The organism is Castellaniella caeni NBRC 101664, from assembly GCF_001592225.1.
Classification (GTDB): Bacteria; Pseudomonadota; Gammaproteobacteria; order Burkholderiales; family Burkholderiaceae_B; genus Castellaniella; species Castellaniella caeni.
In genome coordinates, this window is the sequence record NZ_BCWN01000027.1 from 16,024 (window position 1) to 42,199 (window position 26,176).

Below are 26,176 nucleotides of genomic sequence, written 5' to 3' on the forward strand. Positions count from 1 at the left end.
TTATGCCAATCGCCATCCGGGCGTGGGGACGGTGGCCGACGTGTGGTGTCACCGTGCGGCGCCGCCGGGCTGGGCCGCTTGCACTACAATTTTCCAATGAACGACAGCAGCCAATGGATCCATCAAATACGGGCCTGGGCACACGAGCTGGGTTTTTCCCACATCGGTGTCTCGGGGGTGGATTTATCCTCGGCCGAGCCGCAGTTCCTGCAGTGGCTGGCCAATGGCTACCATGGCGACCTGCACTATATGGAACGCCACGGTCTCAAGCGCACGCGCCCGGCCGAGCTCGTCCCCGGCACGGTCAGCGTCATCACGGCGCGCATGCCCTACCTGCCGCGTGATACCGCGCCCGACTGGCAAGAGCGCGAGCGTGCGCGGCTGTCCCGGCCCGACGAGGCCGTGGTGTCGCTCTACGCCCGGGGTCGCGACTATCACAAAGTGGTGCGCGGGCGTCTGCAAAAACTGTGCGACCGCATCGAAGAACTGGTCGGCCCGTTTGGTCATCGCGTGTTTTCCGATTCGGCACCGGTGCTGGAAAAAGAACTGGCCAGCCGCAGCGGTCAGGGCTGGCGCGGCAAGCATTCGCTGGTGCTGTCGCGCGACGCGGGGTCGATGTTCTTCCTGGGCGAAATCTACGTGGATTTCGCGCTCGAACCCACCGAGCCGGTGAGCGCGCACTGCGGCACCTGCACCGCCTGCATCGACGTCTGTCCCACGCAGGCCATCATTGCGCCCGGCGTCGTGGACGCGCGCCGCTGCATTTCGTACCTCACCATCGAAAACCACGGCCCCATTCCCGAAGAGCTGCGCCCGCTCATGGGCAACCATATCTACGGCTGCGACGACTGCCAGACGATCTGCCCCTGGAACAAATATGCGCAGACCACCGAAATCCCCGATTTCGACGAACGCTCGCCCCTGGTGGGCCGCCAGCTTGTCGATCTCTTCGCCTGGGACGAGGAAACCTTCCTCAAGCGCACCGAGGGTGGGCCGATCCGGCGCATCAATCACGAGCGCTGGCTGCGCAACATCGCCGTGGCGCTGGGCAACGCGCTGCGCGAAGCCGACGACGAACAAGCCCAGGTACTGCGTGCCGCCTTGCAAAGCCGCGCCGACCACGAAAGCCCCCTGGTGCGCGAGCACGTGGCCTGGGCGTTGGCGCAGCGGTGAGCGCTGGTTCGTCAGGGTTTTCGCGTGTATGCCTGTGCGATTTCGATGAAGTTGCGTGCGCGTCGTGTCAGATGCACCCCGCGTGGCCAGGCTAGAAGCACGTCCAGGCGTGGAAAGTTCTCTTTGATGTTTTGCAGTCAGGGCCAGCTGTACCTGCTGGGCTGACGCGCACAGCAAGCTGAGGCTTAATGGCCGATGGCTGACGCAAGCCACGGCCCATTATGCTGGTTCGGTACGCAATTTTGCAGGCACCGCCTCGAGGAGTCCGCGATGCGATACGTTGCAGCTGCCTTTTCATGCGTCGCTCTTGGCGCCGGCGCGCAGGCCCAGTCCCTCGATTGGCAAGGCCTTCTTCAACACGGAGTGAATGAGGCAATCCGCTCCATCCAGACCCCACAGCAGGCCCCGGCACCTACACCTGCCCCGGCTCGCAAGTCGGCACCTGCGTCGGCTACACCCCAGTCTTCCAGTTCGACGACGCGGCCTTCCACAGCCCGTCCGGTGCAGGCCCGCCAGACAAGTCCATCCAAGCAGACCGGCTCGACATCAGCGCCGTCCACCGCGCGTGAAACCGTCAACGCGCGCCTCGTGGACAACCTGGGGGTGACGCCAGCCGAGTTCCAGCGCTTTTTCGATCGCTTGAAAACCGAGGTCGCGGCCGGCAACCGCAAGGCACTCGCAAACATGGTGCATTACCCGCTGGGCGTCGGCGGCAGCGAGATCAAGGTGTTCACGAGGGCGGATTTCCTGACCCATTACGATTCGATCTTTACCCCTTCCGTTGTGGCTGCCGTCCGGGATCAGGCCTACGAGACCCTGTTCGTGCGCGACACCGGCGCCGCCTTTGGCGACGGCTTGCTATGGGTGTCGGGCAGCTGCATGGACTCGGGCTGTGCGAGGCGTGCCCTCAAGGTGATTGCCGTCAATCCGCCCGATGACGAAAGGACGGTGCAGCCGCCGACCGCCGTCCGGCCAAGCGCTGGCAAGGACGTGCTTCTCGGTAACTCGTTGCCCGAAGGCGCGCCAGGCAGTTCTGGCCCTTGCCGAGAGCTGCCTCCGGTCACTGGCTCGATCACCGTTGCCGGTTCGGTTCCGCCCGACGATGTGCACTGCTACCGGCTGGTTGGGCACAGTGGGCAGACGGTACACATCGAATTGAAATCGCTCAATACGGGCTTCACGATCGAGCCGTTGGCTGACAATCGCAGCGACCGGACCTTCAAGGCCAAGAACCAGCCCTACGATATTCTGCTGGGCCAGACCCTGCGCAGCGTGAGTGACGACTATTACGAAATGCGTGTCACGGTCAGGTGCGCGCCGGGCACCCTTACAGCCAGGGGGCCAGGGTTTTGTCCGCGGTGTCCGCCCAGCCCTTGTTGGCCGACGGGTTGGCGGGGCTGGGATGCAGCAAGTAGGCCGTTGGCACCCGGCCGTCCGTGATGATCTGCGCGCGGCCATGGGCAAAGCGCCCGATTCCGACCACCACGCGTGGCTGGATGACGTGGATCACGGCATCCAGCGCGGCGTCGCAGATACCAAACAGCGGGTCGCGCTCGGCCTTGTGCAGTTGTTCGGGGATCAGGTTGCGGTTATTGCGCAGGAACAGCAAAGGGCAGTAGTTCCAGACGAAAATGTCCTGGAAGAAGCGCTCGGGGCCGCCGAAACGCCGCTGCGCCCAACCCCAGAACCGGTCGCCGCTGCCTTCGCTGCGATGGCAGGCAAACCCCGCGATAGGGTACTTTTCGTGCTGGCTGGGCAGCGGGCCGCCCAGCGGTTTTTCGATCCCCAGCCAGTCGCGCGCCATGGCGACTTCGCCAAAAGGCACGCCGGTCTGGGCCATGCCCCATGGGCCGGGGTTCATGCCCACCAGCAAGATCCGGTGCTGGCGGCTGCCGTATCGCTGCAGGTATTCGCGGTGTGCCGACCACATGTAGATCAGCGGGTTGTAAACGTGGCTGGCACTGGGAAATGACAGCACTTGCAGGCTGCCTGCCAGCACGCGCGCGATGGCGGTGCTGGCGTTATCGGTATCTGGGGCGGAAATTGCGGTCATGGGGTCTGCTGTGGGGGAGACCAGAATCGGTCTCGGTGCTGCCGGTTGCAGCTCGAGAGCCATTGTGGTGCCGTGGGCAGCGAATTGCAATGCGGACGCCGCAGGTATGGGCGATGTGGTTCAGAACATGGGCCGGGCCGATTTCTGGGTGGCCTGGATCCTGCCGTAGGCCGCGTCATGGTTGGCCTGGTAGGCTTGCGTATAGGCTCCGATGTCGGTCAGCGTTTGCTCCACCAACCAGTCCACCGGGACGGTCTTGTCGCGTATTGAAGCCGGGTTGGGCGCGGGGTAAGGGCGCACGTCCGCTGTCAGGACAGGCCCGCACAACGATGCGTTTTGCTGCTCGTAGTGCGGGTTGAACGGGTTGAAATAAGGGCCTGGCAGCCTGGCTTCCATCATCGGCTTGCCGTCCTGTTGCTTGAGATCGGCTGGCTTGCCATGATCTGTCCAAGCTTCCGAGATGGGCCGTTCGGGGGCGCTGAAATCGCACGAGGCGCCCTGTGTATACCACCGAAGCGGCAGACTTTGCCGTGCCTGATTGGTAGGGTCTCCGTATTTTTCAAGCAGTGCGGTGCTGATGACGTCTTTAGGCGTCGTGTTGATGGCCATGTATATCTGCCGCCATACTCCCAAAACCTTGCCTGCCGCGAGGGGCGGCTCGTCGATGAGCGCGATGAGTTCCCGCTGGTCTCTGGAAACAAACAGCTTGCCCGCTGTCATGGGGGTCGGCAGGCCCGACTGTTGCCCCGTATCGGATGCGCGCCTGCCTTCCAGCACCTGGCCGACGTCCATGTGCTTGCGGATGATGGCTTCGGCTTCGTCGAACGGCATGCCGAGTTGAACCCCGACGATGTCCTGGCCGTAGGGGCCCGCAGGCACGCGATAATCGTCGTCCAGGGCGGGCACTGCCTGTGCCGCCGCGGTCAGACTTTGGATCGACAGCCTGGGGTCGGGCGGCTGGCGCCCGATTTCTGTCGTACGGTTCCGGTCGACCGAAAAATAGACGATTTCTTTCAGCGTGGCCTCGAGAATGATCGCTTGATGATCCCGGTCGCTGCGAGAGAGCTTGTGCCTGTCGACGAAGTCGGGCGGCAGCAGATCCGTGTAGTGCGGCTCCCTGGGCACGATGCGCGCTGCGGTGATGTCGAGCGTGACCTCTGCCTTGAACGTCTTGCCGCCTTGCTTGGACGGCGGCGGAACGCCGTCCTGGAGATGCAGGTACAGGGCCGCCAGTTCGGGGTGGTCGGGGACATAGCCGTTCAAGCCGCAGGCCTCGCCGATCTCGATGTATCGATCCGAGACTCCAATCGCAAAATCAAGCATTTGCAGGCGCTTCAATTGCTGCATCCGTTCGTCTTTTGTCAGATATCGTGAACCGGCCCGCTCTGGGCGCACGCGCAGAGATTCACTTCTTTGCTCCCGAATGATTGTGTTGCGCTGGGTGTTTTCGGCCGCGTCGGACGCCTGGCGTATTTTCGTGGCGGCCTGGTTTCTTTGAGGGAGGCGGGATGAATTGCCCAGGTTGGCGGCCGCCGCCGTGCAGCGCATCTCGCGCCATGAGCTGCCGTCCAACGCCACTTTCAGCTGCCACGGGGCGTCGGCCAGGGCTGCCGCTGTCCATGCCTTGAATTGGGAGGCCACCTTGGGCAGGTCTTGTGGTTCGGGGGCGCGTCGTCCCTTGATATAAAACGCGCCGCCGAAGGGTGCCGTGGGGGCTTGTTCAAAACGCCAGCGGCGCAAGGCGGCAGCGCTTGCAGCTGCCTCGGGCAGTTGATCCCCGAGCGCCTTGAAGACCAGCATATCCAGTACCGCGGGGCTGAGCGCAAGTGGGCCGTCGTGGCGTGGCGGCGTTGGCGGCGCGCTGGTCTGGGCGAAGACGCCTGCCAGCTTTTTGACATCGGCAAAATCACGTTGGGCAAGAACTCCTTGCTGGTTTTCAAGGCGCATGTGCAGCGGTTCGAGCTCGATGAGAAAGCCTGCTTGCCCATTGTCGCGGGTGATGGGCTTGATGCTTTCGAGCCGAAACACGGACTTTTGGCGCATGCGTGTCTTGGATGCGGACAAGGTCGTGCTGGGAACCTCGAGCGTATACAGGTCGAGCTGATCGGGGCCAGTCAGCAGAAGGTCGATGTTGTAGCGGGACGCATAGGCGATCTGGTCTTGGCGCAAGTGGTTTGCATCGATCGCTTTGTCGAAGGTGTTTTGCGGCAGGCGCCGACCGCCGAATGCCCGCAAGGTGGTGACTGCGGCTTTGCTGTTGGTGTCAGGATAGATGTCTAGACCGAGTTCGACCTCGTCTGGCAGCCCGGCCAGGTAGGCCGCCACCCAGCGCTCGATCTTTGGCTGATGCGCGGTGTCATATTGGCTCGAGTCGCGTGGGAAGACGGGCAGTCTTGAGTCATCGTTTGACAAGGCCTTTTCAGGTGGATTGGCATAGAACTGCACATCCCGCTGCTTGAGCTGCCCGAACAACGATTCCCAATATTTTTGCGTGTCGGCGTCGTGATTCGCTGGATGGGAAACGCGTTGTGCCAGGACGAAAATCTCGTCGAGTGCCACGGGTGACGGGATCTTGAGGCGTGCCGGGATTTCGCCGCGAACGAAGGCCCCGAAGTCGGGGGGGAGCGTGTAGTCGTGAATGGGCTTGTCAAGGTCGGGGCCGTACAGGCCCACAGACACCAGTTGCGTGTTGATGCGCCGCGCGTCGTAATCGACACCCAGGATGTCCAGGACTGCCACGACGTTGAGGTCACGGGTGTTGGTGACGGGATCGCCACGGGTTTTCGGATACGTAAATGACGCAATCTTTTCGAGGAGCTGGCGCGCGGCATCGGCCGTGATGGGCAATGTGGGCTTGGGCCAAAGCCCCGCCAAAACGGGCTGCAGGCCGCCATTGCGGGATGTGTCGCGAAAGCCGTAGTCAAAGGCCCACGACAGGCTTTTGTTGAACGTGAATTGCGCTTTGGCCGCGTCATATTGGTCGAGCGATACCCGGTGAATCAGCGCGATCCGAAAGGGTGCCGACGGAGCGGACGATTTCAGGAGTTCGAGATTTTGCGCATAGAAATTCCGGTACGAGTCCTGAGTCTCGAATTCGTTGTTGCCCTGAAAACATTTCGAATCCGAGAGCCCTTTCGATATGTAAGCCTGCTTGGCCTGCTCGGTGAAATACCTTGAAATCAGGCTGCATTCCTGTTTTTTGAGCGCAGAGGGTTCCCCTTTGGCCAATTTGGGGGCTTCGTGCGCAAAGGACATCAGTTCGAATGCGTTCCTTTGCCAGGTGTCGGGCCATATTGGCACACCCTTGAAATAATTGAAGGTGATGGGCTGGATGCCCGGGGGCGGCGTAGCCAGTTTGCGCAGGCCGACGCTTTTTGTTGCGTCGGTGGCCAAGGGGATCCGTTCCGTTGTGGCTGTGTCGGACGAGACGCTGACAGGCCGTATCTCTTGCGCCGACGGCATCGACTGCGCCGGGGCGGGCGCGGTGGTCACGGCGGTGCCACCTGTGTGCCGGTGTATGGCGGCCAGCGTGGCCGCTGTGCTTTTGTCGACCCTGGCCGTCACAGGCAGGCCATTGTCACGTTGAAAGGCGTTCAAGGCGGCGATCGTTTTAGGGCCTGCCGACCCGTCGGGCACGCCGGTGTCGTAGCCCATGTCATTGAGCATCTGTTGGGTTTGCTGGATTTCAACGCGTGAGAGTGTCGGGGCGGGGGCCGGGGCGCGTTGCTGCGGGTAGGGCTGCGGCGCTGGCGTGTGTGTCGGCGGTGGCACATATACGGGGGGCGGCGTGGGCCGTTGTTGCGTCAGCGGCGGGATGATGATTCTCAACAAGTCATTGAGGTTTTGTGCTCTCGCGTTTGGCACGCTTGTTATCAGCAAGGCCAGGCCAGCCGCCAACAGCCATCGTGGCCGCCGCGGAAAACATGCGGCCTGTTCATGGCGCCATCCGGTCTTTGTCGCCTGCATACGTGCCCTCCTTTGGGTGGACTGCACGCGTAGCAAACGATGTGCCCGCCTTTGCAATCACGCCTGGGCTGGATATGGAGTTGTTTTTTCGCAGTGTAGGGGACGGGAAATCAGCCCAGCCATAGGCCGAAAGACCCGGCGTACGGGATTGTCTTAGGTCTTTCGGCCCATGGCCGACATGGCAGGGACGAAAAAAGACGGCCGCTGATCATCGCCTATGACGTGACTGAAAATGGCGCGATCATGCCGAGGTCGAAGTGAGGCCTGCCTGTCTCGGGATCGGGGACGTAGCAGACCGCGAAGTAGTCTCCGTTCGCGAGATTCAGCACGGCCCAGTTGACGGATGCCGGGTTCATCGGGGCGACACCCGCGACGGCGGTAAATGGCGCGGCATGGGCCGTGGCCGAACTGGCATCCGCGCCGGTTGCCGCCGTGGGCTTGGTGGGCGGCGCCATCAATATGGCCTTGGCCTGTTCGAAAGAAACGCCGGGTGCAAGACGGTTGAGTACCATTTCATGCAGTTGCGCCCCGGTGTCCAGAACCTTCCAGAGGTGTTGGCCCCCCCGGATTTGGCGCGGCAGCTGATCGAAAGCGAAATCGACCAGATCGATGGTGAGGTCGGCCGCGGGGGCGTCTTCCGCGTGCGCGGCTTCTGTGACTGTCAGAGCCGCCAGCATGCCCATCTTGTAGTGGGGCATGCCCTGTGCGTCGGGGACGATGCAGATGACGACGTATGCGCCAGGGAGCAGGTTGATGATGACGGTCGATGCCTGGCCGTGATCCACGCTGCCCGGCCCGCCTATTGAAGACGACATGGCAAACAGCGCGGCAATATCCTGCTGCTTTGCGGCGCGCATGAAGTCGGCCGTCGTTGTCCCCGTGTTCAGCCGCATGAACATCGCGTGGTGCTCTTCGGCGCCCTCGTTGCGCAGCGTGATTTCTGTGTACCCGGCGGGAACCCGACGAGGCAGCTCGAATGCGTAGTCTTTGGCGGTCACTGCCAGCTTGTGGTAGCCCGTGTTTGGGTCGCCCGGGTGCGTTTCGGCTGCCCGCACGCCGCGCCCGACAAATACGGCAGCCAAACCGATGGCGCCCATGCGCATCAGCGCGGCCCGACGGGTCGAGAGCGCGTGCCGCGCGTCGAGACGCAGTGCGTCGTCATTGCCGCCAGCCATGTCATCTCCTGGTGAGTACACCGATGTAATTTGGATTGCGGCTTGTTGACAGGCAGTCCGCGCAGTCTGACCGCATGCTTGAACCTTCAAGAAAGTTTGTTCCCGTCGTGATTCCTTGTCAATATTCGGCCCTCGTCCGCTGCGTGCCTGCCGCCAATGGTGGGCAGTCTCAAAAATCGTGTGCATGGCATATGCGCGTGACATTTGCATCACGTTGACCACGCACCCAGGCGGGTTCATGTGTAAGCTGGCCCGTCAGCGCACAATGCGTGTCCAGGAGGCCATCCGAGATGAACGATCAGACCGAACTTGACGCCCTGAAATCCGCGATGCAGGAAGCCACGGATTTCAGCCTTGTGTGGCATCAGTTTTTTGATTTGGCCAGTTCGCCTGGCTTCGTCGATGCGTCCGACCCCGGCCAGCTGGAATTCCTGGTGCCTGTGCTCAATGCGATTTTCGACGCTGGTGGAGCAGGGGCCCCGCGCACGTTTCAGGCGCCCATCGTGCTTCGCTATCGGGATAGCGATTTTTATCATGGCTCCGTAGACTGTCCTGAACACATGGGCGCGTTCATTTATTTCAAGCAGATTGATCAAGGGATGCTGGCCTTGACAAATGTCCGGTCGTTGGCGAGCACCTTTTTCAGGTTTGCCTTGGCTTCAGTTGATCACCGATGCGCGGTTGTCCTGCCGGATCAGCAACAGGATGGGCCTGTCGAGCATTGACCTGAGTCAGATAAGCAGCAAGGGACGTAAGCCTGCATGGAAATTGAGCTTTTTCAAAAGTAGTTGGTGTCGATGGAACGGTTTAGGGGTAACGCCCGCGTCAGCCCGTTGGGCGATGACCTCGGCAGCTGTTTGTCCGTGTGCGGCGTAGTGCAGCTTATTTTGCACGGTTTTGAAAAACAGCGTACTGGCCTGGGCTTTGGGATCGTAGTCCACACTGGTGGCGTAAAGATCCAGAACCTGTCGGTAGAGGACTTTTTCGCTAGAGCGTATGTCGCGGATGCGATCCAGCAATTCCTTCCAGCAGCTGCCGCCGCCCAAGTTCTTTAGGCGGGCGTCGTCCATGGTGAAGCCCTTGACCAGATACTCGCGTACCCGCCCGGTGGGCACGGAATAGGGCGTCGACTGCGCTTGTCGATCAGTTCCAGGTTGCCGATCCCTACCCAGTCAGGGGCGGCCTGATGGTGATCGCTGCTGCAGTAAAGTCCGTTCTTCAGTATCCATGGGAGGTTATCCCGGTGGACGATCCGCCAGATCAGGGCTTTCTGTGGGTTCAGACTGGCGCGATAGTCAGCCACGATATTTTGCGGCCAAGTGCTTTCGGACTTCCACTACGGACCGCGCCCGCTCAGGGGCATCCTTCAGTGCCTGGGCTACCGGAACCACCTGCTCACGCAGCCAGGCGTCTACGGCTTGGTCGTAAGCCTCCGGTCAGTAAGGTCTGTCGCACGCTGGGCGTGGATGCCGTAGAACTTGCGTCGTGCGTGCGCCCAGCACCCGGCCACTGGCAGCAAGTGCGCGTGAGGCGTTAGCCGGAGCACCCCCAATATTGCATTGATCCCAAAATGGGACTATTATCCTCCCATGAGAGTGATCGCCGTCAGCACCCTGCGAAAGTTCTGGGAAAGCCATCCCAGTGCAGAGCAGCCGCTCAAGGCTTGGTTTGACGAAGCCCTCCAGGCCAAGTGGCTGCAGCCAGCCGATATCAAGGCTCAATATCGCCATGCCAGTGTGCTCAAGAATCGGCGGGTCGTCTTCAACATCAAAGGCAACGATTATCGGCTCATCGTTGCCATCGCCTATAAGTTGGGTATCGTCTATATCAAGTTCATCGGCACGCACGCTGAATACGACAAGGTCGATGTTGAAACTGTGGAAATGGAGTGAACCATGGAAATCCGTCCTATCCGTACTGATGTAGACTACAAGGCCGCGTTGAAGGTCATCTCCGGCCTGGTGGAACATGACCCAGACATCGGCACTCCGGATGGAGACCGTCTGGATGTGTTAACGACACTCGTGCAGGCGTATGAGGCCACAAATTTTCCAATGGATCTGCCTGATCCGGTCGAGGCTATTAAGTTTCGTATGGAACAGGCGGGGCTGACTGCAAAGGATCTGGAACCCATGATTGGCCAGCGTAACCGCGTCTACGAGATTCTCAATCGCAAACGGTCGCTGACCCTGCCGATGATCTGGCGGCTGCATAAGGGCCTTGGGATACCGGCAGAGAACTTGATCCAGCCAGTTGCTTTGCATGGATGAGTTTCGGATGCACAATCCCCCGCACCCGGGCAGTCTGCTGAAGGAAGATATGCTGCCCGCATTGGATCTCACCGTCACAGAGGCTGCCGCGCAGCTAGGCGTGTCGCGCGTGCAGTTTTCCCGGTTCATCAACGGACGGTCTGGCGTGACGCCAGAGCTTGCACTGCGGTTGGCCAAGTGGATTCCCGCCCCGACAGCCATCATGTGGTTGCAGATGCAGGCCGATTATGGCTTGTGGCAGGCCGAGCATTCCGGGCGTGTGCTGGATGTGACGGCAGCGCAGCATCATGCGCATGCGTAGCCAGATGCGAGACCGGGCAATCGGCTGACGACCGGCTGCCCAGTGCTTTTTTCCAGTTGCAGGCGGGCCGCCCGCCTTGGCGGTTTGTACGCCTTCGACGACCACCGTGGCGCTTTCAGCCGGGCCCTGTGGGTTGCGCACCAGCCTTGCCGGTGTGATCGACAACGACTTACACTGTATTGCAGTTGCTATGCAAGAGTCCGAGGACAGTATGAAAACCGCCACATTTCCACCGCTCAGGGTTGACCCGCAGTTGCGCCAAGACACTGAAAACGTCTTGCGCGACGGGGAAAGTCTGTCGCAGTTCATCGAACAAGCCGTCCGCAGTCAGGTTGAGCTACGCAAAGCCAATGAAGCTTTCCTGGCGCGTGGCTTGGCCTCGAGCGGACGAGCCCGGCAGACTGGTCGCTATGTCGACGCCGATGTGGTGTTGGAGAAATTGCACGTCAAGTTGGATGCGGCTAAGGTGCGTACCAGTCGCTCATGAGCTATACCGTTCGTTTTACGGAGGAAGCCGAGGCGGATTTGGTGAGGCTGTACGAATTCTTATTAGAGCAAAACCCGCACAGCACGGAGTTGGCTGAGCGAGCCTTGGCGCGTATTGCCCAGGCGATCGATTTATTGAAGCTGTTTCCGTTTACATGCCGCAAGGCATCAGCCCACGCTCCTTATTTGCGCGAACTGGTGATCTCGTTTGGCGCCGCTGGATATGTGGCACTTTTCGAGATCGAGCCCCACGACGTCGTGACGATACTGGCCGTGCGGCATCAGCGCGAGTCAGACTACCATTGAGATGCGCTGCTTGAAGTAGATCCGTCTGCCAATTCCTGGTGTCGCTTGACAGACCTCTGGAAACCCACCTGCCCTCCAGACAACAAAAAACCCAACGGAGAACCGTTGGGTTAGATGTAACTGGTGGTGGAGTAGGCCCCTGGATCACAACTCGTTTTCCATGCGAAATGAGCATGATTGGAACTGTTGGGTGGTAGGGATAGTTTCTAGAAAACGTTGCGTGTTGCGCAACGTGCGGTTACGATGGGAATGATCAAGTCATTTCGTCACAAGGGCCTGCGCCATTTCTTCAAGACGGGTAGTGCCGCAGGCATCCAGGCAGGCCATGCCAAGCGTTTGCGCATGCAGCTGACTGCCCTGGATACGGCGACCACGATTGATGACATGGATCTGCCTGGTTTTCGCCTGCATCCGCTCAAGGGCGACCAAAAGGGTCGCTGGGCCGTGACTGTCAACGGGAACTGGCGCGTGACGTTTGAGTTTGCCGATGGTGATGCGTATGTCATCGACTATGAGGATTATCACTGATGAACATGTACAACCCTCCCCATCCTGGCGAGTTCATTACCGAGGTTTATCTCGCGCCTTACGGGGTCAGCACGCGGGCGCTGGCGTCGCGTCTGGATGTTGCGCCATCGACGGTCAGTCGGGTGCTCAAGGGCACCAGCCGCGTGACCCCTGACATGGCCCTGCGTCTGTCCAAGGCGCTTGGCCGCAGTGCCCAAAGCTGGCTGGCGATGCAGGATGCGCATGACCTCTGGGTGGCCCAGCGGCACTTGGATCTGTCTGGCGTCAGTAGGCTGGAATTGGCCGAAGCCTGATCCGATGCCTTTTATGCAGATCCACAATCCACCTCACCCAGGCAGCCTGCTGAAAGAAAGGGTTCCCAGCATTGTGGAGTCAGCAATAGCTTGGGCGAGTTGTCAATCGTCGATATCAATTACAAATGGTAGTATCTTTCCCTGACGTGGGTTGTGCGTTGCCGTAAACGGCGTCGCGCGTTCCTGTAATTCAATACTGAGGGGATCAATATGGTGAAGATGATGGTTGGGGCCGTGGCCCTTGTGGCGCTTGCAGGTTGCTCGACTTATTCGGTCAGTAGGTATGCCATTTCTGCAGATAACGTCGTGGCGTTGCGGTCATTGCAGGGGCAGAAGGTAGGTGTCGGCGAGTTCACATCATCACCGAAGAATGAGAAAACAGGGGCGGATCTTGCTGAGATCATGTGTAGGGGCGTCGGCCCGATCAAGACGCCAGATGGGGAGTCGTTTGCGAGCTACATCAAGAAGGCGATGGTCGACGAGATGAAGATGGCTGAGATCTACGCGCCCGACGCAGCCACTGCGATTTCAGGCAATCTTGACGCTATTGATTTTTCATCGGCAGGAGGTCACTGGGACATGCGGCTAACGCTGAAGTCGAGCAATGGCAGGTCAATGAGCCTGACGGAGTCTTACCCCTACACCACAAGTTTTTACGGAGAGACCGCCTGCAATCAGACGGCCCAGGCGCTTATGCCTGCCGTGCAAGATTTGGTTGGTAAGGCGGTGAGATCACCTGAGTTCAAGACTTTGGTAGCCCAGTGAGGAACTACCGGCTTGAAGGTATCCCCGGTTTTCTGGTCAGCCTTCTTCGGGTTCAGCGAAAGATATTCTTTGCTCCACTGCTCGAAAGCCTCAGACAGTACGGGCAGTTCTTCGCGGCGGGTCTTCGTGGCCTCTTCGGTGGCGCGTTCCTTGGCCTCTTGGTGGGTCAGTGCATCCGCCTTCGGCAGGTCAACAGCTTGGCCCCAGTCCTTACGGTGTCCGGGAGGTATTCACTGGCGGGGCGCTTGGTGTCCCCGGTGATTGCCAAGTATTCATTGATGGCCTCAGCGTCTTCTGCCCAGTGCGCCATGACATCAGCGGCCCAGCGATCAGCCAGCTTCGGGGCATCGTCAGCGATCAGGACGGGCACCCCTGCAAGTTCAGCCTGTGCGGCCTTGAAGGCTTGGCAGCTTTCTGCATAGGCCACGGCGAAGCGTTCACAGGCGATTGTGAAGTCTCGTGTGCGCAGGGATTCTTTCCAGTCGCTGCCCGTTTGATGATTGGCTGTATGGCTTTGGGGATGCGGCGGCGTAGGTAATAAATACCGCTGGCGAGGTCTTTTTGAGGGGTTGCCATGGTGCCCATGTGTACCTGTCCTGTGTACCTATGAGGGACATGGAAGGTTTTCTAGGGGAATGAGCTTTGAAGAAACACCAGTTAAATCAATGATTTAGATCAACTGGTGGCCCGGGGCGGAATCGAACCACCGACACAAGGATTTTCAATCCTCTGCTCTACCGACTGAGCTACCGGGCCAAGACGGTGAATCATACACGATATTTCTGCCGTGTGCAGGCAGGCTGCACGCAAAGGTGGCCCAAGTAGGGGCGGCAGACCTATAATAGCCAACATCATCACGTGCAAAGTGTTCTTGCGGCATGTCCGTTGACGTCCTGACTTTCGGCCTAAACCATGTTTCCGCGCCCGTCTCGGTGCGCGAGCGCGTGTCGTTTCCGATCGAACTCCTCAAACCGGCGCTGGCGGCCCTGCGGTCTACCTTCGGCGCGTCCGTGCGCGAAGCGGCCATCCTGTCCACCTGTAATCGCACCGAAATCTACTGTGCAGCCGATCCTGGCATCAGCACGCAGCTGCCCGCCTGGTTGGCCGATTTCAACCGCCTCGAAGCCGGGCAGCTCACGCCGCACCTCTACCAGTATCAGCGCAACGACGCCGTGCGCCATGCCTTTCGCGTGGCCAGCGGCCTCGATTCCATGGTGCTGGGCGAACCGCAAATCCTCGGGCAGATGAAAAACGCCGTGCGTGCCGCCGAACAGGCGGGCACGCTGGGTACGCTGCTGCATCAACTCTTTCAGCGCACGTTTTCGGTCGCCAAAGAAGTCCGCTCGCAAACCGCCATTGGCGCGCACTCCGTGTCCATGGCTGCGGCCGCGGTACGCTTGGCCGAGCGTGTGCTGGGCGATCTGTCCGCGTCCAACGTGCTGTTCATCGGCGCGGGCGAAATGATCGAACTCTGTGCCACCCACTTCGCCGCGGTGCAACCCCGCCAGGTGGCTGTGGCCAACCGCACCATCGAACGCGCCGAGCTGCTGGCATCCCAGTTTGATGCGCGCACGCTCAAGCTGTCTTCATTGCCCGAACACCTGGCCGAATTCGACGTGGTCGTCTCCTGTACGGCCTCATCCCTGCCCATCCTCGGCCTGGGGATGGTGGAAAGGGCTGCGCGCTCGCGCCGCCACCGTCCCATGGTGATGGTCGATCTGGCCGTGCCGCGCGACATCGAACCCGAAGTCGGGCGCTTGGCCGATGTCTATCTATATACGGTAGACGATCTGGGGCGCATGGTGCAGTCGGGCACGGATGCCCGCCGCGCCGCCGTGGTGCAGGCCGAAGCCATCATCGAGGCGCGCGTGCAGCACTTCATGCACTGGCTCAGCAACCGCGCCATCGTGCCCGCCATCATCGATTACCAGCAAAGCGCCGATGCCCTGCGCCAGGCCGAACTCGACCGCGCGCGGCGCATGCTGGCGCGCGGCGACGACCCCGACGCCGTGCTCGAACACCTGGCCTACAGCCTCACGCACAAATACATGCACGGGCCGCTGGCGGCGCTCAACCGCAGCGAAGGGGCCGAGCGCAAGCAGCTGCTGTCCCTGCTGCCGCGCCTCTTGCCCGAATCCGGCGCGCGCCGCCGGTAGCGTCCCTCCCGCGTTTGCCTTCTTCGGGCGTGTTGCCTTCCGGCACGCCTGCCGTTTTTTTCAAGATTTCACCCAAGCCCCGGAACCCCCATGAAAAGCTCGATGCGCAGCCGCCTGGAACAGCTCAGCCACCGTCTGGCCGAGATCGACGCCATGCTGGCCGAGCCCGACAGCGCGAGCGACATGGATCGTTTTCGCAAGCTGTCGCGCGAGCGCGCCGAACTCGAGCCCGTGGTGCGGGTGTTCGAGTCCTGGGAGCGCGTCGTGGGCGACCAGGCCACCGCGCGCGAGATGCTGGCCGACCCTGACATGAAGGCCCTGGCCGAAGAGGAACTGGCGGGCGCCGACGAGCGCATTGCGCAGCTGGAATCCGAGTTGCAGATTCTGTTGCTGCCCAAAGACCCGGATGACGACCGCAGCGTGTTTCTGGAAGTCCGCGCGGGCACGGGGGGCGACGAGAGCGCCCTGTTTGCCGGCGACTTGTTGCGCATGTATTCGCGCTACGCCGAAGTGCGCGGCTGGCGCGTCGAACTGATGTCCGAAAGCGCCTCCGAACTGGGCGGCTATAAAGAGGTCATTGCCCACATCGAGGGCGATGGCGTCTATGGCCGCCTGAAGTTCGAGTCGGGCGCGCACCGGGTGCAGCGCGTGCCCGAAACCGAATCCCAGGGGCGCGTGCATACGTCAGCGTGCACCGTGGCCATCATGCCCGAGGCCGATGCCCAGGCCGCCGTGCAGATCAATCCCAACGACTTGCGCATCGACACGTTTCGCGCCAGCGGCGCGGGCGGCCAGCACATCAACAAGACCGATTCGGCGGTGCGCATCACCCACCTGCCCACGGGGCTGGTGGTCGAGTGCCAGGACGACCGCTCGCAGCACCGCAACAAAGACAAGGCCTTGCAGGTGCTGGCGGCGCGCCTGAAAGACCGGCAGCAGCAAGAGGCCCACGCCAAAGAGGCCGCCCAGCGCAAAAGCCTCGTGGGCTCGGGCGACCGCTCCGAACGCATCCGCACCTACAACTTTCCGCAGGGGCGGGTGACGGATCATCGTATCAACCTCACGCTCTACAAGCTGGCCCAGGTGATGGACGGTGATCTTGACGAAATCACCAATGCGTTGCTCTCCGAACATCAGGCCGAGCAGCTGGCGGCCCTGGCGCTGGAATAGGCCCCCGTGTCCACCTTGCGCGACGTCCTGGCGGCCAGCCCCTTGCCGCGGCTCGAAGCCCATGTGCTGTGGCGCCAGGTGCTGGGGGTGTCGCGCGCCTGGCTGATTGCGCACGATACCGACCCCTTGACCGCAGGACAGCTGGCGGCCTACCGCGCGCTCGAATCGCGTCGCCTGGCGGGTGAGCCCATTGCGTACATCGTGGGACACCGCGAGTTCTGGGGGCGTGATTTTCACGTCACACCGGCGGTGCTCGTGCCGCGGCCCGACACTGAAGTGCTGGTCGAATGCGGCCTGGGCGCCATTGCGTCGCTGTCCGCGCCGCGCGTGCTCGAACTGGGTACGGGCAGCGGTATCGTGGCGCTGACCCTGGCGCTCGAACGCCCGGATGCCCAGGTGCTGGCCACCGACGTGAGCGCGGCGGCGCTGGCCGTGGCGCAAATGAACGCACGGGCTTTGGGGGCAAAGCTATTGTTTTCCTTGGGGAATTGGTACGATACTGGGTTGAGTTTGGGCACGTGTGATTTGATCGTGTCCAATCCGCCGTACATCGATGCGCGGGATGCCCACCTGGTTCAGGGCGATCTGCGCTTCGAACCCTCGGTGGCGCTCACCGACGGGGCCGATGGCCTGGCCGCCTTGCGCATCATCGTGCACGGGGCGCCCGCTCATCTTGCCGCCGGGGGGGCGTTGTGTGTCGAACATGGCTGGGATCAGGCCGCCGCGGTGCGCGGCTTGTTCCAGTCGTCGGGTTTCGTCGATGTCGCCAGCGTCCAGGATCTGGCCGGCATCGAGCGGGTTACTTGGGGCCGCCTGCCGGCCTGATTTTTCAATGAGATCATCATGAGCGAAGCAGTTCAATCCGAAGTCCAGAATTTCATCCGCGAAACGGTCACCGGTCATCCGGTCGTCCTGTTCATGAAAGGCACGGCCCAGTTTCCCCAGTGCGGGTTCTCGGCGCGCGCCATCCAGGTGCTCAAGGAAGTGGGCGTGACCAAGCTCGTCACGGTCAACGTGCTCGAAGACGCCGAAGTGCGCCAGGGCGTCAAAGACTACGCCAACTGGCCCACCATCCCGCAGCTCTACGTCAAGGGCGAATTCGTCGGCGGCACCGACATCATCAACGAGATGCACGCCAACGGCGAGCTGGCCCCCCTGCTCAAAGACGCCGGGGCCATCGAGTAATGCCGCCGCGCCGGCTGGTGGTCGGCATCAGCGGGGCGACGGGCGCGCAATACGCCATTCGCCTGCTGCAGTTGGCCCGCACCCAGGCGGTCGAGACCCATCTGGTCATTTCCCCGTCCGGCGTGCTCAACATCCGCCACGAACTCGGGCTCAGTCGGCAAGACGTGCATGCGCTGGCCGATCAGGTCTACAGCCCGCGCGACGTCGGCGCCACCTTGGCCAGCGGCAGCTTTGCCACCACCGGCATGGTGGTGGTGCCGTGTTCCATGCGCACCCTGGCCGCCGTGGCCCACGGCCTGTCCGACAACCTCATCACGCGGGCCGCCGACGTCACGCTCAAAGAACGCCGGCGTCTGGTGATGGTGGTGCGCGAAACCCCGTTCAACCTCGCCCATCTGCGCAACATGACGGCCGTCACCGAAATGGGTGGCGTCATTTTTCCGCCTTTGCCGGCGTTCTACATGCGGCCCGCCTCCATTGACGAGATGGTCGATCATACGGTATGCCGCGTGCTCGAACTCTTCGACATTCACGTGCCGGGGCCGCGTTGGGAGGGCATCGCTCCCGCCACGTCCCATCCGCCCGCCGCCATCTGATCCGGCGGCCCCGATTCCTCACCCATTGCGCCCATGATCAAGAAAGTCCCTGTTTCCCAGTTATGCGTCGGCATGTATATCCAGGATCTGGGAGGTTCCTTTCTGGATCACTCGTTCTGGCGCTCCCGCTTTCTGATTTCCACCGAACGCAAGCTGCGCAAGCTGCAGGGGTCGCGGCTCGAATGGGTCTTGATCGACACCCAGCGGGGCCTGGATGTCGGGCAGCAGGCCGAGACGGCTCAGCCATCGCCGGGTCAACCGGCCGCGCCGGGCGGCGCGGGCACCGTCGCCGCGCCGCCCGCGCAGGCCGAGCAGCAGGCGTTCGAGGACGCCAAAGAGATTCTCGATGAGTCGCGCGAGCAGGTGAAGCAGCTGTTCTCCGAGGCCGATCTGGGCAGCAAGATCGACATGAGCCATGTGCAGGGGCTGGTACAGGACATGGCCGATTCCATCGAAGGGCATCCGGATGCCCTCACCAGCCTGGCGCGTATCAAGAAGGCCGACCAATACCTGTACGCGCATTCGGTGGCGGTGGCTGCCCTCATGACCTCGCTGGCGCGCACCATGCGTTTGTCGGACGAGCACGTGCACCTGGCCGGGATGGCCGGGCTGCTGCACGATATCGGCAAGGTGCACGACCCCGACGAGATGTCCGGCAAGGTGGGCGGGCGCCAGATCCAGGCGCCCCAGGAAATCCAGCGCAAGCACCCGGCCGCGGGCGCCGCCATGCTGCGGCAGGACGCCAGCGTGCCCGCCGAGGTCATCGAGGTCTGCCTGCACCACCACGAACGCATGGATGGCACTGGCTTTCCCGACCAGCTGTCGGGCAAGCAGATCGGCCTGCTGTCGCGGATGGCGGCCATCTGCAATTTCTACGACGAGATGACGTCCAGCCGCCCGTTTCGCAAAGGCTGGGATCCGGCTTTCACGCTCTTCAAGATGCTGAAATCCGAGGGTCAGTTCGACATGGACGTGCTGGGTGCTTTCGTGCGCACGGTGGGACGCTATCCGGTGGGCTCCATCATCAGCCTCACCAACAGCGAACTGGGCCTGGTCGTGGCGCAAAACCCCGACACCCCCGAACAGCCCGTCGTCAAGGTGTTCTATTCCATCCGCTGGGCGCACGCCGTGCCCGAGCGGCGGGTCAATCTGGCCGACCCGGATTGCGGCAGCGCCGTGCTGCCGGTGCGGGTGGCCATGGACTGGGCGCAGTCGGGCCTGCCGGTGCCGTCCATCATCGACTGACCGCTTTGCGCGGCAGCCAGCGCCAGAACATCCAGGCGGCCAGCAGGCCCAGGCTGCCGATGGTCATGATGCCGACGGCCAGCGAGGCCACGGCGGTCAGCCCCGACAGCAGCAAGGGGCCGCCGCTGCTGCCCAGGTCGGTGATCTGGCGCCAGATGCCCAGAAAGACCGTGCGCCCCTCGCGCGGCGAGGCGTCGGCCCCGATGGTCATGATGATGCCCGAGCCGATGCCATTGCCCAGGCCTAGCACCAGGCACAGCGCGAGCAGGCTGGCGAAGCCCGTTGCCATCCAGGGCATGGCGAGCAGGCTCGTGCCCATGATGAGCATCGAGGGCAGGGTGACCCACAGGCGCCCGCGAGTGTCCATGATCTTGCCCGCCGGGTAGAACAGCAGCATGTCCATGCCCCCCATGAGGCCGTAGATCAGCGCGGTGGTGGCGGCGTCCAGACCGATGTGATCGGCCCACAGTGGGATGACGATCTGGCGGCAGGCGCGCAGCGCGGATACCAGGGCGGTGGCGGTGCCCAAGGTGAGGAAAGCGCGGGCGTGCTGGCGCATCAGCGTACGCATGTGGATGCGCGCAGGCGCGGCGGCGCCAGTGGTGGCGCGCGTTTCGAGATCGGGGATGACGAGCGACAGGCCGCCCGCGCCCAGCATGGCCAGCACCGCCATCCAGTAGGCCCCCGACAAGCCCATCAGGTGGATGAAGCCGGCGGCGGCAAACGGCCCGATGAACAGGCCGATGCGCATGGTGCCGCCCAGGGTGGACATGGCGCGTGCCCGCATCTGCAGAGGGACGGCTTCCACCAGGAAGGTCTGCCGGGCCAGCAGGAAGACGGCGCTCGCCAGCCCGATCATGAAGACGCCCAGGCCGAGCAACCAGGGGCTGGTGGCCGTGAGGCACAGCACCAGGGCCAGCAGGCTGAAGGCCGCCGCGCCCACCATGGCGCGCCGCTCGCCGTAGCGGGTGGCCAGCGCGGCGGCGGGCAGGTTGGCCACCAGCGAGCCGATGCCCACCAGCGCCACGATGAGGCCGGCCATGGCCGAACTGGCCCCCAGGTCGCGCGCGCTGAGCGCCAGTACGGGAAACATGGCGCCTTCGCCCATGCCAAAGAGCAGCGAGGGGCCAAAGGCGGGAAGCGCGATCTCGCGCAGGCTGAAGTCGGATGAAGGAACGGACACGCGTGTCGGCGGATGACAACGAATCGGTCATTGTCGCATGGCGTGCGTCGGATGCGGCCCCGGCCCCAGCCCCGTGGAGGGGCGCTCAGGCGCTGCTGCGTCGGCTGTGCGTCTGGCGTTCGTGCACGATGGCCAGCCAGTCGGGGATCGGCATGGGGCGCGCCAGCAAGAAGCCCTGCAGCGCATGGCAGTCGTGCACGAAAAGAAAGCGCGATTGCTCTTCGGTTTCCACGCCTTCGGCCACCACGCGCAAATTGAGCTGGTCGGCCATGGCGAGGATGAGCTGCACGATGGCGATGCTGTCGGCGTCGTCGGGCACGTCCTGGATGAGGCTTTTGTCGATTTTCAGCTCATACAGCGGCAGGCGCTTGAGATAGGCCAGGTTCGAGTAGCCCGTGCCGAAATCGTCGATGGAAAAACGGATGCCCAGGCGCGCGAGGGCCTGCATGCGCTGGGCGACGGCCTGGATGTCCTGGATGAGCACCCCTTCGGTGACCTCGAAGATGAGCCGGTTGCCGGGCACGCCCTTGCGTTCGAGCATGTCGCGCACGTATTCGACGAACTGGGCCTCCATCAGGCGCTTGGGGCTGATGTTGACCGACAGCGGGTAGATTTCCCCCAGCGCCTGCAAGGACAGCAGGGTGTCGCAGGCGACGTCGAGCGTCCAGGTGCTCAGCAGGTTGATGAGGCCGGATTCTTCGGCCACGGGGATGAACAGCGCGGGCGAGATGAGCCCGTGGCTGGGGTGGCGCCAGCGGGCCAGCAGTTCGCCGCCCGTGACGCGCCCATCCCGGCCGAACTGCGGCTGGATGTGCAGGGACAGCTGCGGCGTGTTGATGGCTTGCAGCAGGTCTTGTTCGAGCCACAGGCGCTGCTCGACCTCGGCCTGCAGCTCTTGTTCGTAGAAGGTGGATTGGTTGCCGCCCTGTTCTTTGGCGCGCTGCGTGGCCAGTTCGGCTTCGCGCATGATGGCGTCGGTCGAGGGGCTGTCGGCGTTGATGAGGGTGAGGCCGACGCTGGTGGTGACGAAAGCGGGGGTATCGTCCTGGATGGACAGAGCGCTGCCGCAGATGGCGAGCCGCAGTTTTTCGGCCACGTGCATGGCTGTGCGGGCGGCGTCGTGTTGTTCGGTGCCCAAGCCGCTGAGCAGCACGACGAACTCGTCCGAACTGCTGTGGGCGACGAGGTCGTGCTCGCGCGTCAGGCGCACCAGGCGCTCGCCGATGCCGCGGAGTACCTGGTCGCCGAAGCGGTAGCCGTGGGTGTCGTTGATGCGCTTGAAACCGTCCAGGTTCACCTGCAGCAGTGCGCCATAGCTTTTGTCGCCCGCGACCCGCTGCATCAACTGGGCCAGGCGTTCGAGGGCCATGCGCCGGTTGGGCAGGTTGGTGAGGCTGTCGTAATAGGTGAGCCGCTGAGCGGTCTGCTCTGCCTGGATGCGGTCGGTGATGTCGGTGGCCACCACGCAGATGGCGTTGACTTCTCCTTTGGCGCCGAGCAACGGGGCCTTGATGGTGAACAGCGTGCGCGGCTTCTGGTCGTGCGGGCGCAGGATGACCTGCTCGGTGACGCTGCGGGCCTGGGTGTCGAACACGGCGCGGTCGCCTTGTTCGATGGACGCCAGCGAGGCGGGGTCGTGGATGAAGTCGGCGTCCCGCTTGCCGATGACGGCGCCCGGCCCGGCCCCCAGGAAGGCTTCGAGCGTGTGGTTGGCAAACAGGTATCGGCGCGAGCGGTCTTTGATGCTGACCACTGCGTCGATGCTGTCGAGGATGATGTTCAGCTGCTGCTCGCTGGTGCGCAGCCGCTGGCGCTGGTGGCGTACCTGGGCGCGCAGCCACAGCGTGATGAGCAGCGCCAGCGCCAGCAGGCCCGTGAGGCCGGCGATGATCCACAGGGCGTGCTGGCCCAGCGTGGAGCGCGGCTGCGGCGAGCGCCAGTGATCGAGCGTGCGGAAATAGAACGAGTTGGGTTCGGCCTGCCAGACCCCCAGATAGCGGTCGATGGCGGCCAGCACCGCCGGGTTGGCCCCCTTGGGCGTGGCGAAAAAGGCCTGGGTGGGCTGGAAAATGATGGACGTGGCCACCAGCCCGTAGACCTTGGCCGTCAGTTCGCCGATGTAGAAGTCGGCCGCCACGGCGTCGGCCTGGCGCAGATCGACCATCTGGAAGCCGTCTTCGAGCTTTTGCACCGGCACGAGCCGCGTCTTGATTTTCAGGGCCGCCAGGGTGGTGTTCAGGTAGTCTTGCTGAGCGGAGCCCGCCAGCACGGCCACGGTCTGCCCATCGAGGTCGGTGATGGAGCGCAGCTGGCGGGTGGCCGGGGCGAAAATCTGCGACCAGCTGTGCAGGGCGGGCACGTGATGAAAGTTATAGATCTTGGCGCGTTCTGGGGTGTAGTACACGTCGGGCAGCAGGTCGATCTTGTGGCTGCCCAGCAATTGCATGCACTGTTCCCAGTTGCACGCCTGGGTTTGCAGGCTCCAGCCCTCGCGCCGGGCGATTTCGTTCAGTAGCTCGCCCAGGATGCCCGCAGGCTGACCCTGGGCATTGATGTAGACGTCGGGGCGTTGGTCGTAGATGCCGACCCTGAGCGTGAGCGCCTGGGCCTGGGCAGCAAACAGGGCCAGACCGAGGGTCAGGGCTAGCTGTAAAACCGCGAGAACCACACGGAAGGGCAGGCGCATAAATGGGGTTGACCTGAGTGAGAGCGTGCCGGCTTGCGGAGCACGCCCTGTCTGGCTGAGGGTGGCGAATGGCCGCAGGCGGCGTATGAATCGGAGACTCCTGACGCCATCATACGGGCTGTGCATGCCCGCCAATGGATCACACAGCATGGCGGAATGTCAACAGTTTTGCGAATTGTGGGGGGGCGCGGCACGCGGCGTACAATCCGGTGAAGTCTCCGTTCTCCCAAAAGGTGAATCATGTCCCAGGCGTTTCTCACAGACATCCAGGCGCGGCTCGATCAGTTGCGCACCGATGGTTTTTACAAGGCCGAGCGGGTCATCGACAGCCAGCAGGCCGCGCAAATCCGCCTGGCCAGCGGCGCATCGGTGCTCAACTTCTGCGCCAACAATTACCTGGGGCTGGCCAACGAACCCAGGCTCATCCAGGCGGCGCAAGACGGGCTGGCCGCCGATGGCTTCGGCATGGCGTCGGTGCGCTTCATCTGCGGCACGCAGTCGGGCCACAAGGCGCTCGAATCCGAGCTGGCCAGCTGGCTGGGCATGGGCGACGCCATTCTGTATTCCAGCTGTTTTGACGCCAATGGCGGCCTGTTCGAAGCGCTGCTCGACGAGCAGGATGCCATCGTCAGCGACGCGCTCAACCACGCCAGCATCATCGACGGCGTGCGCCTGTGCAAGGCGCGCCGTTTCCGCTACGCCAACAACGACATGGCCGACCTGCGCGCCCAGCTGCAGGCCGCCCGCGCGGGCGGTGCGCGTCACATCATGATCGCCACCGACGGCGTGTTTTCCATGGACGGCATCATCGCCAACCTGTCCGCCATCTGCGACCTGGCCGACGAGTTCGGCGCCCTGGTGATGGTGGACGATTCGCACGCCGTGGGCTTCATCGGCGCGGGTGGGCGCGGCACGCCCGAATTCTGCGGCGTGCAGGGCCGGGTACATATCCTCACGGGCACGCTGGGCAAGGCGCTGGGCGGGGCCTCGGGCGGCTACGTGGCGGCGGACGCCGCGGTGGTCGATCTGCTGCGCCAGCGCTCGCGTCCCTATCTGTTCTCCAACACCCTGGCCCCGGCCATCGTTGCGGCCTCGCGGCGTGTGCTTGCGCTGCTGCAAAGCGAAGAAGGGGCCGAACTACGCGCCCGGGTGCGCGCAAATGGCGAACACTTCCGCCAGGCCATGCAGGCCCTGGGCTTTCGTCTGGTGCCGGGTCAGCATCCCATCATCCCCGTCATGCTGGGCGAGGCCGCGCTGGCCGGGCGCATGGCCGAGGCCCTGCTCGCACAGGGCATCTACGTCATCGGCTTCTCCTATCCTGTGGTGCCCAAGGGCCAGGCCCGCATCCGCACGCAGATGTCCGCGGCACACACGTCGGCCGACATCGACCGCGCGGTGGCCGCCTTCGCGCAGGTGGGGCGCGATTTGGGCGTCATCGCTTAAGCCCGGCTCGCGCTGTTTCGCCGTTGCGCTGCGCCTGGCCGCGCAGCGCAGGCGGGCAGGCGCCATTGTCAACACTGATCATTTCATACCGGAGTTCTCATGAGAGCCTTGGCCAAGATGCAGCCCGCTGTGGGGCTGGAACTGGTGGACGTCCCCAAGCCCACCATTGGGCATAACGACGTGCTCATCCGCATTCGCAAGACCGCCATTTGCGGCACGGATATTCATATCTGGAAATGGGACGAATGGGCCGCCCGCACGATTCCCGTGCCCATGCACGTGGGCCACGAATACGTTGGCGAAATCGTCGAGGTCGGGCAGGAAGTCCAGGGCTTCAAGGTGGGCGATCGCGTCTCGGGCGAAGGTCACATCACGTGCGGGCACTGCCGCAACTGCCGGGCAGGGCGCCGCCACCTGTGCCGCAACACCCAGGGGGTGGGCGTCAACCGCCCCGGCGCCTTTGCCGATTACCTGGTGATTCCGGCCTTCAACGCCTTCCGCATCCCGGATGACGTGTCCGATGACGTCGCCGCCATCTTCGATCCCTACGGTAATGCCACCCACACGGCCCTGGCCTACGATCTGGTGGGCGAAGACGTGCTCATCACCGGCGCGGGCCCCATCGGCGCCATGGCCGCCGCCATTGCACGCCACGTGGGCGCGCGCAACGTGGTGATCACCGACGTCAACGACTATCGCCTTGATCTGGCGTCCCGCATGGGGGCCAGTCGCACGGTCAACGTGGTGCGCGAAGACCTGCGCGACGTCATGAAAGAACTGGGCATGACCGAAGGCTTTGACGTGGGGCTGGAAATGTCGGGGGTGCCCAGCGCCTTTGCAACGATGCTCGAGCAGATGAACCACGGCGGCAAGATCGCCATGCTGGGCATCTTGCCCGATGGCGTGGGGGCGGCCTGGAGCCAGGTGATTTTCAAGGGGCTCGAAATCAAGGGCATTTATGGCCGACAGATGTTCGAGACTTGGTACAAGATGGTGGCGATGCTGCAAAGCGGGCTCGACCTGTCGCCCATCCTGACGCACCGCTTTCCGGTGGCGGACTATCGCCAGGGGTTCGAGGCGATGCTGTCGGGGCAAAGCGGCAAGGTGGTGCTTGACTGGCAGTAGGCGGGCGCTGCTGGTTCTGCTGGTTCTTTAGCCGCACCGGCGTGCCGATTGTGCCTGGGTTCCAGGACAGG

General features: G+C 62.9%; 28 protein-coding genes and 1 tRNA gene. 19 read left to right on the forward strand and 10 right to left on the reverse strand.

Annotated features, from left to right (window positions below; translation table 11 throughout):
* Positions 1-96: 96 nt before the first annotated feature.
* Together queG and CCA01S_RS13800 are read left to right on the forward strand one after the other, a co-directional pair.
* Positions 97-1,173 carry a tRNA epoxyqueuosine(34) reductase QueG gene (queG, locus tag CCA01S_RS13795; protein WP_084386785.1) on the forward strand — a complete coding sequence of 359 codons (1,077 nt, stop codon included), beginning with the start codon at positions 97-99 and terminating at the stop codon, positions 1,171-1,173.
* Positions 1,174-1,674: 501 nt separating this feature from the next.
* A complete protein-coding gene (locus tag CCA01S_RS13800; protein WP_157076545.1) occupies positions 1,675-2,613 on the forward strand; it encodes a hypothetical protein in 939 nt (312 codons plus the stop codon).
* Here CCA01S_RS13800 and CCA01S_RS13805 read toward each other — a convergent pair.
* The 3 genes from CCA01S_RS13805 to CCA01S_RS13815 form a co-directional block, all read right to left on the reverse strand.
* Positions 2,501-3,226, reverse strand: coding sequence for a uracil-DNA glycosylase family protein (locus CCA01S_RS13805; RefSeq protein ID WP_066459493.1), 726 nt, complete (start codon positions 3,224-3,226; stop codon positions 2,501-2,503). The genes CCA01S_RS13800 and CCA01S_RS13805 overlap by 113 nt on opposite strands.
* Positions 3,227-3,346: 120 nt before the next feature.
* Positions 3,347-7,192 carry a peptidoglycan-binding domain-containing protein gene (locus CCA01S_RS13810; RefSeq protein WP_084386786.1) on the reverse strand — a complete coding sequence of 1,282 codons (3,846 nt, stop codon included), beginning with the start codon at positions 7,190-7,192 and terminating at the stop codon, positions 3,347-3,349.
* A 215-nt stretch (positions 7,193-7,407) separates the two neighbouring features.
* Positions 7,408-8,367, reverse strand: coding sequence for a hypothetical protein (locus CCA01S_RS13815; protein ID WP_066459502.1), 960 nt, complete (start codon positions 8,365-8,367; stop codon positions 7,408-7,410).
* Between the two features lie 290 nt (positions 8,368-8,657).
* Between CCA01S_RS13815 and CCA01S_RS13820 the strand changes: the two genes are divergently transcribed.
* Positions 8,658-9,092 (forward strand): hypothetical protein, encoded by a 435-nt coding sequence (locus tag CCA01S_RS13820; RefSeq protein ID WP_066459504.1) that lies wholly within the window; start codon positions 8,658-8,660, stop codon positions 9,090-9,092.
* Positions 9,093-9,098: 6 nt separating this feature from the next.
* Here the strand turns inward: CCA01S_RS13820 and rhuM are convergent, their stop codons facing one another.
* From rhuM to CCA01S_RS16390, 3 genes are all read right to left on the reverse strand, one after another.
* Positions 9,099-9,482 (reverse strand): RhuM family protein, encoded by a 384-nt coding sequence (gene rhuM, locus CCA01S_RS13825; RefSeq protein ID WP_066459506.1) that lies wholly within the window; start codon positions 9,480-9,482, stop codon positions 9,099-9,101.
* Positions 9,419-9,670 carry a DarT ssDNA thymidine ADP-ribosyltransferase family protein gene (locus tag CCA01S_RS16335; RefSeq protein WP_198150025.1) on the reverse strand — a complete coding sequence of 84 codons (252 nt, stop codon included), beginning with the start codon at positions 9,668-9,670 and terminating at the stop codon, positions 9,419-9,421. The genes rhuM and CCA01S_RS16335 overlap by 64 nt, the downstream gene beginning before the upstream one ends.
* A 108-nt stretch (positions 9,671-9,778) precedes the next feature.
* Positions 9,779-9,913, reverse strand: coding sequence for an IS66 family transposase (locus tag CCA01S_RS16390; protein WP_439951511.1), 135 nt, complete (start codon positions 9,911-9,913; stop codon positions 9,779-9,781).
* 43 nt (positions 9,914-9,956) lie between these two features.
* Here CCA01S_RS16390 and CCA01S_RS13830 point away from each other — a divergent pair, with 43 nt between their 5' ends.
* The 8 genes from CCA01S_RS13830 to CCA01S_RS13865 all read left to right on the forward strand — a co-directional run bounded on the left by CCA01S_RS13830 (position 9,957) and on the right by CCA01S_RS13865 (position 13,316).
* Complete coding sequence (locus CCA01S_RS13830; protein ID WP_066459508.1) at positions 9,957-10,259, forward strand: type II toxin-antitoxin system HigB family toxin; 303 nt, start codon at positions 9,957-9,959, stop codon at positions 10,257-10,259.
* 3 nt (positions 10,260-10,262) lie between these two features.
* A complete protein-coding gene (locus CCA01S_RS13835) occupies positions 10,263-10,637 on the forward strand; it encodes a helix-turn-helix domain-containing protein (RefSeq protein WP_066459509.1) in 375 nt (124 codons plus the stop codon).
* A gap of 7 nt (positions 10,638-10,644) precedes the next feature.
* Complete coding sequence (locus tag CCA01S_RS13840; protein ID WP_232305135.1) at positions 10,645-10,938, forward strand: HigA family addiction module antitoxin; 294 nt, start codon at positions 10,645-10,647, stop codon at positions 10,936-10,938.
* 211 nt (positions 10,939-11,149) lie between these two features.
* Positions 11,150-11,425 carry a YlcI/YnfO family protein gene (locus tag CCA01S_RS13845; protein WP_066459553.1) on the forward strand — a complete coding sequence of 92 codons (276 nt, stop codon included), beginning with the start codon at positions 11,150-11,152 and terminating at the stop codon, positions 11,423-11,425.
* A complete protein-coding gene (locus CCA01S_RS13850; RefSeq protein WP_066459514.1) occupies positions 11,422-11,730 on the forward strand; it encodes a type II toxin-antitoxin system RelE/ParE family toxin in 309 nt (102 codons plus the stop codon). The genes CCA01S_RS13845 and CCA01S_RS13850 overlap by 4 nt, the downstream gene beginning before the upstream one ends.
* A gap of 249 nt (positions 11,731-11,979) precedes the next feature.
* A complete protein-coding gene (locus CCA01S_RS13855; protein WP_066459516.1) occupies positions 11,980-12,258 on the forward strand; it encodes a type II toxin-antitoxin system RelE/ParE family toxin in 279 nt (92 codons plus the stop codon).
* Positions 12,258-12,551, forward strand: coding sequence for a HigA family addiction module antitoxin (locus CCA01S_RS13860; RefSeq protein ID WP_066459518.1), 294 nt, complete (start codon positions 12,258-12,260; stop codon positions 12,549-12,551). Before CCA01S_RS13855 ends, CCA01S_RS13860 begins: the two co-directional genes overlap by 1 nt.
* Before the next feature lie 210 nt (positions 12,552-12,761).
* Positions 12,762-13,316 carry a hypothetical protein gene (locus tag CCA01S_RS13865; protein WP_066459520.1) on the forward strand — a complete coding sequence of 185 codons (555 nt, stop codon included), beginning with the start codon at positions 12,762-12,764 and terminating at the stop codon, positions 13,314-13,316.
* A gap of 166 nt (positions 13,317-13,482) precedes the next feature.
* Here CCA01S_RS13865 and CCA01S_RS13870 read toward each other — a convergent pair whose 3' ends face one another.
* Together CCA01S_RS13870 and CCA01S_RS13875 are read right to left on the reverse strand one after the other, a co-directional pair.
* Entirely contained in the window at positions 13,483-13,743 is a 261-nt protein-coding gene (locus CCA01S_RS13870; RefSeq protein ID WP_066459522.1) for a hypothetical protein, read from the reverse strand.
* 253 nt (positions 13,744-13,996) lie between these two features.
* Positions 13,997-14,072, reverse strand: a tRNA-Phe gene (locus CCA01S_RS13875).
* 122 nt (positions 14,073-14,194) lie between these two features.
* Here CCA01S_RS13875 and hemA point away from each other — a divergent pair.
* The 6 genes from hemA (at position 14,195) to CCA01S_RS13905 (ending at position 19,668) form a co-directional block, all read left to right on the forward strand.
* On the forward strand, positions 14,195-15,472 hold the full coding sequence (gene hemA, locus CCA01S_RS13880) for a glutamyl-tRNA reductase (RefSeq protein ID WP_066459525.1): 1,278 nt from the start codon (positions 14,195-14,197) through the stop codon (positions 15,470-15,472).
* A gap of 90 nt (positions 15,473-15,562) precedes the next feature.
* Complete coding sequence (gene prfA / locus CCA01S_RS13885; protein ID WP_066459527.1) at positions 15,563-16,642, forward strand: peptide chain release factor 1; 1,080 nt, start codon at positions 15,563-15,565, stop codon at positions 16,640-16,642.
* A 6-nt stretch (positions 16,643-16,648) separates the two neighbouring features.
* Positions 16,649-17,467, forward strand: coding sequence for a peptide chain release factor N(5)-glutamine methyltransferase (gene prmC, locus CCA01S_RS13890; RefSeq protein ID WP_066459529.1), 819 nt, complete (start codon positions 16,649-16,651; stop codon positions 17,465-17,467).
* A gap of 18 nt (positions 17,468-17,485) precedes the next feature.
* On the forward strand, positions 17,486-17,827 hold the full coding sequence (gene grxD, locus CCA01S_RS13895; protein ID WP_066459531.1) for a Grx4 family monothiol glutaredoxin: 342 nt from the start codon (positions 17,486-17,488) through the stop codon (positions 17,825-17,827).
* Complete coding sequence (locus CCA01S_RS13900; RefSeq protein ID WP_066459533.1) at positions 17,827-18,423, forward strand: UbiX family flavin prenyltransferase; 597 nt, start codon at positions 17,827-17,829, stop codon at positions 18,421-18,423. Before grxD ends, CCA01S_RS13900 begins: the two co-directional genes overlap by 1 nt.
* A 33-nt stretch (positions 18,424-18,456) precedes the next feature.
* Complete coding sequence (locus tag CCA01S_RS13905) at positions 18,457-19,668, forward strand: HD-GYP domain-containing protein (protein ID WP_084386788.1); 1,212 nt, start codon at positions 18,457-18,459, stop codon at positions 19,666-19,668.
* Here CCA01S_RS13905 and CCA01S_RS13910 read toward each other — a convergent pair.
* Positions 19,658-20,851: an MFS transporter gene (locus tag CCA01S_RS13910; RefSeq protein WP_066459538.1), complete on the reverse strand. Its 1,194-nt coding sequence runs from the start codon at positions 20,849-20,851 to the stop codon at positions 19,658-19,660. The two genes, CCA01S_RS13905 and CCA01S_RS13910, sit on opposite strands and share 11 nt — an antisense overlap.
* Before the next feature lie 85 nt (positions 20,852-20,936).
* Positions 20,937-23,537: an EAL domain-containing protein gene (locus CCA01S_RS13915; RefSeq protein WP_066459540.1), complete on the reverse strand. Its 2,601-nt coding sequence runs from the start codon at positions 23,535-23,537 to the stop codon at positions 20,937-20,939.
* Between the two features lie 240 nt (positions 23,538-23,777).
* Between CCA01S_RS13915 and CCA01S_RS13920 the strand changes: the two genes are divergently transcribed.
* Positions 23,778-24,980 (forward strand): glycine C-acetyltransferase, encoded by a 1,203-nt coding sequence (locus CCA01S_RS13920; protein ID WP_066459542.1) that lies wholly within the window; start codon positions 23,778-23,780, stop codon positions 24,978-24,980.
* 99 nt (positions 24,981-25,079) lie between these two features.
* Complete coding sequence (gene tdh / locus CCA01S_RS13925; protein WP_066459545.1) at positions 25,080-26,105, forward strand: L-threonine 3-dehydrogenase; 1,026 nt, start codon at positions 25,080-25,082, stop codon at positions 26,103-26,105.
* The last annotated feature ends 71 nt before the right edge of the window (positions 26,106-26,176 follow it).

Excerpts from the sequence above, each read along its gene's own strand:
- queG (WP_084386785.1), top strand. The coding sequence starts at position 97 with ATGAACGACAGCAGCCAATGGATCCATCAAATACGGGCCTGGGCACAC.
- CCA01S_RS13805 (WP_066459493.1), bottom strand. The coding sequence starts at position 3,226 with ATGACCGCAATTTCCGCCCCAGATACCGATAACGCCAGCACCGCCATC.
- CCA01S_RS13810 (WP_084386786.1), bottom strand. The coding sequence starts at position 7,192 with ATGCAGGCGACAAAGACCGGATGGCGCCATGAACAGGCCGCATGTTTT.
- CCA01S_RS13815 (WP_066459502.1), bottom strand. The coding sequence starts at position 8,367 with ATGGCTGGCGGCAATGACGACGCACTGCGTCTCGACGCGCGGCACGCG.
- CCA01S_RS13820 (WP_066459504.1), top strand. The coding sequence starts at position 8,658 with ATGAACGATCAGACCGAACTTGACGCCCTGAAATCCGCGATGCAGGAA.
- CCA01S_RS13830 (WP_066459508.1), top strand. The coding sequence starts at position 9,957 with ATGAGAGTGATCGCCGTCAGCACCCTGCGAAAGTTCTGGGAAAGCCAT.
- CCA01S_RS13835 (WP_066459509.1), top strand. The coding sequence starts at position 10,263 with ATGGAAATCCGTCCTATCCGTACTGATGTAGACTACAAGGCCGCGTTG.
- CCA01S_RS13840 (WP_232305135.1), top strand. The coding sequence starts at position 10,645 with ATGCACAATCCCCCGCACCCGGGCAGTCTGCTGAAGGAAGATATGCTG.
- CCA01S_RS13845 (WP_066459553.1), top strand. The coding sequence starts at position 11,150 with ATGAAAACCGCCACATTTCCACCGCTCAGGGTTGACCCGCAGTTGCGC.
- CCA01S_RS13850 (WP_066459514.1), top strand. The coding sequence starts at position 11,422 with ATGAGCTATACCGTTCGTTTTACGGAGGAAGCCGAGGCGGATTTGGTG.
- CCA01S_RS13855 (WP_066459516.1), top strand. The coding sequence starts at position 11,980 with ATGATCAAGTCATTTCGTCACAAGGGCCTGCGCCATTTCTTCAAGACG.
- CCA01S_RS13860 (WP_066459518.1), top strand. The coding sequence starts at position 12,258 with ATGAACATGTACAACCCTCCCCATCCTGGCGAGTTCATTACCGAGGTT.
- CCA01S_RS13865 (WP_066459520.1), top strand. The coding sequence starts at position 12,762 with ATGGTGAAGATGATGGTTGGGGCCGTGGCCCTTGTGGCGCTTGCAGGT.
- hemA (WP_066459525.1), top strand. The coding sequence starts at position 14,195 with ATGTCCGTTGACGTCCTGACTTTCGGCCTAAACCATGTTTCCGCGCCC.
- prfA (WP_066459527.1), top strand. The coding sequence starts at position 15,563 with ATGAAAAGCTCGATGCGCAGCCGCCTGGAACAGCTCAGCCACCGTCTG.
- grxD (WP_066459531.1), top strand. The coding sequence starts at position 17,486 with ATGAGCGAAGCAGTTCAATCCGAAGTCCAGAATTTCATCCGCGAAACG.
- CCA01S_RS13900 (WP_066459533.1), top strand. The coding sequence starts at position 17,827 with ATGCCGCCGCGCCGGCTGGTGGTCGGCATCAGCGGGGCGACGGGCGCG.
- CCA01S_RS13905 (WP_084386788.1), top strand. The coding sequence starts at position 18,457 with ATGATCAAGAAAGTCCCTGTTTCCCAGTTATGCGTCGGCATGTATATC.
- CCA01S_RS13915 (WP_066459540.1), bottom strand. The coding sequence starts at position 23,537 with ATGCGCCTGCCCTTCCGTGTGGTTCTCGCGGTTTTACAGCTAGCCCTG.
- CCA01S_RS13920 (WP_066459542.1), top strand. The coding sequence starts at position 23,778 with ATGTCCCAGGCGTTTCTCACAGACATCCAGGCGCGGCTCGATCAGTTG.
- tdh (WP_066459545.1), top strand. The coding sequence starts at position 25,080 with ATGAGAGCCTTGGCCAAGATGCAGCCCGCTGTGGGGCTGGAACTGGTG.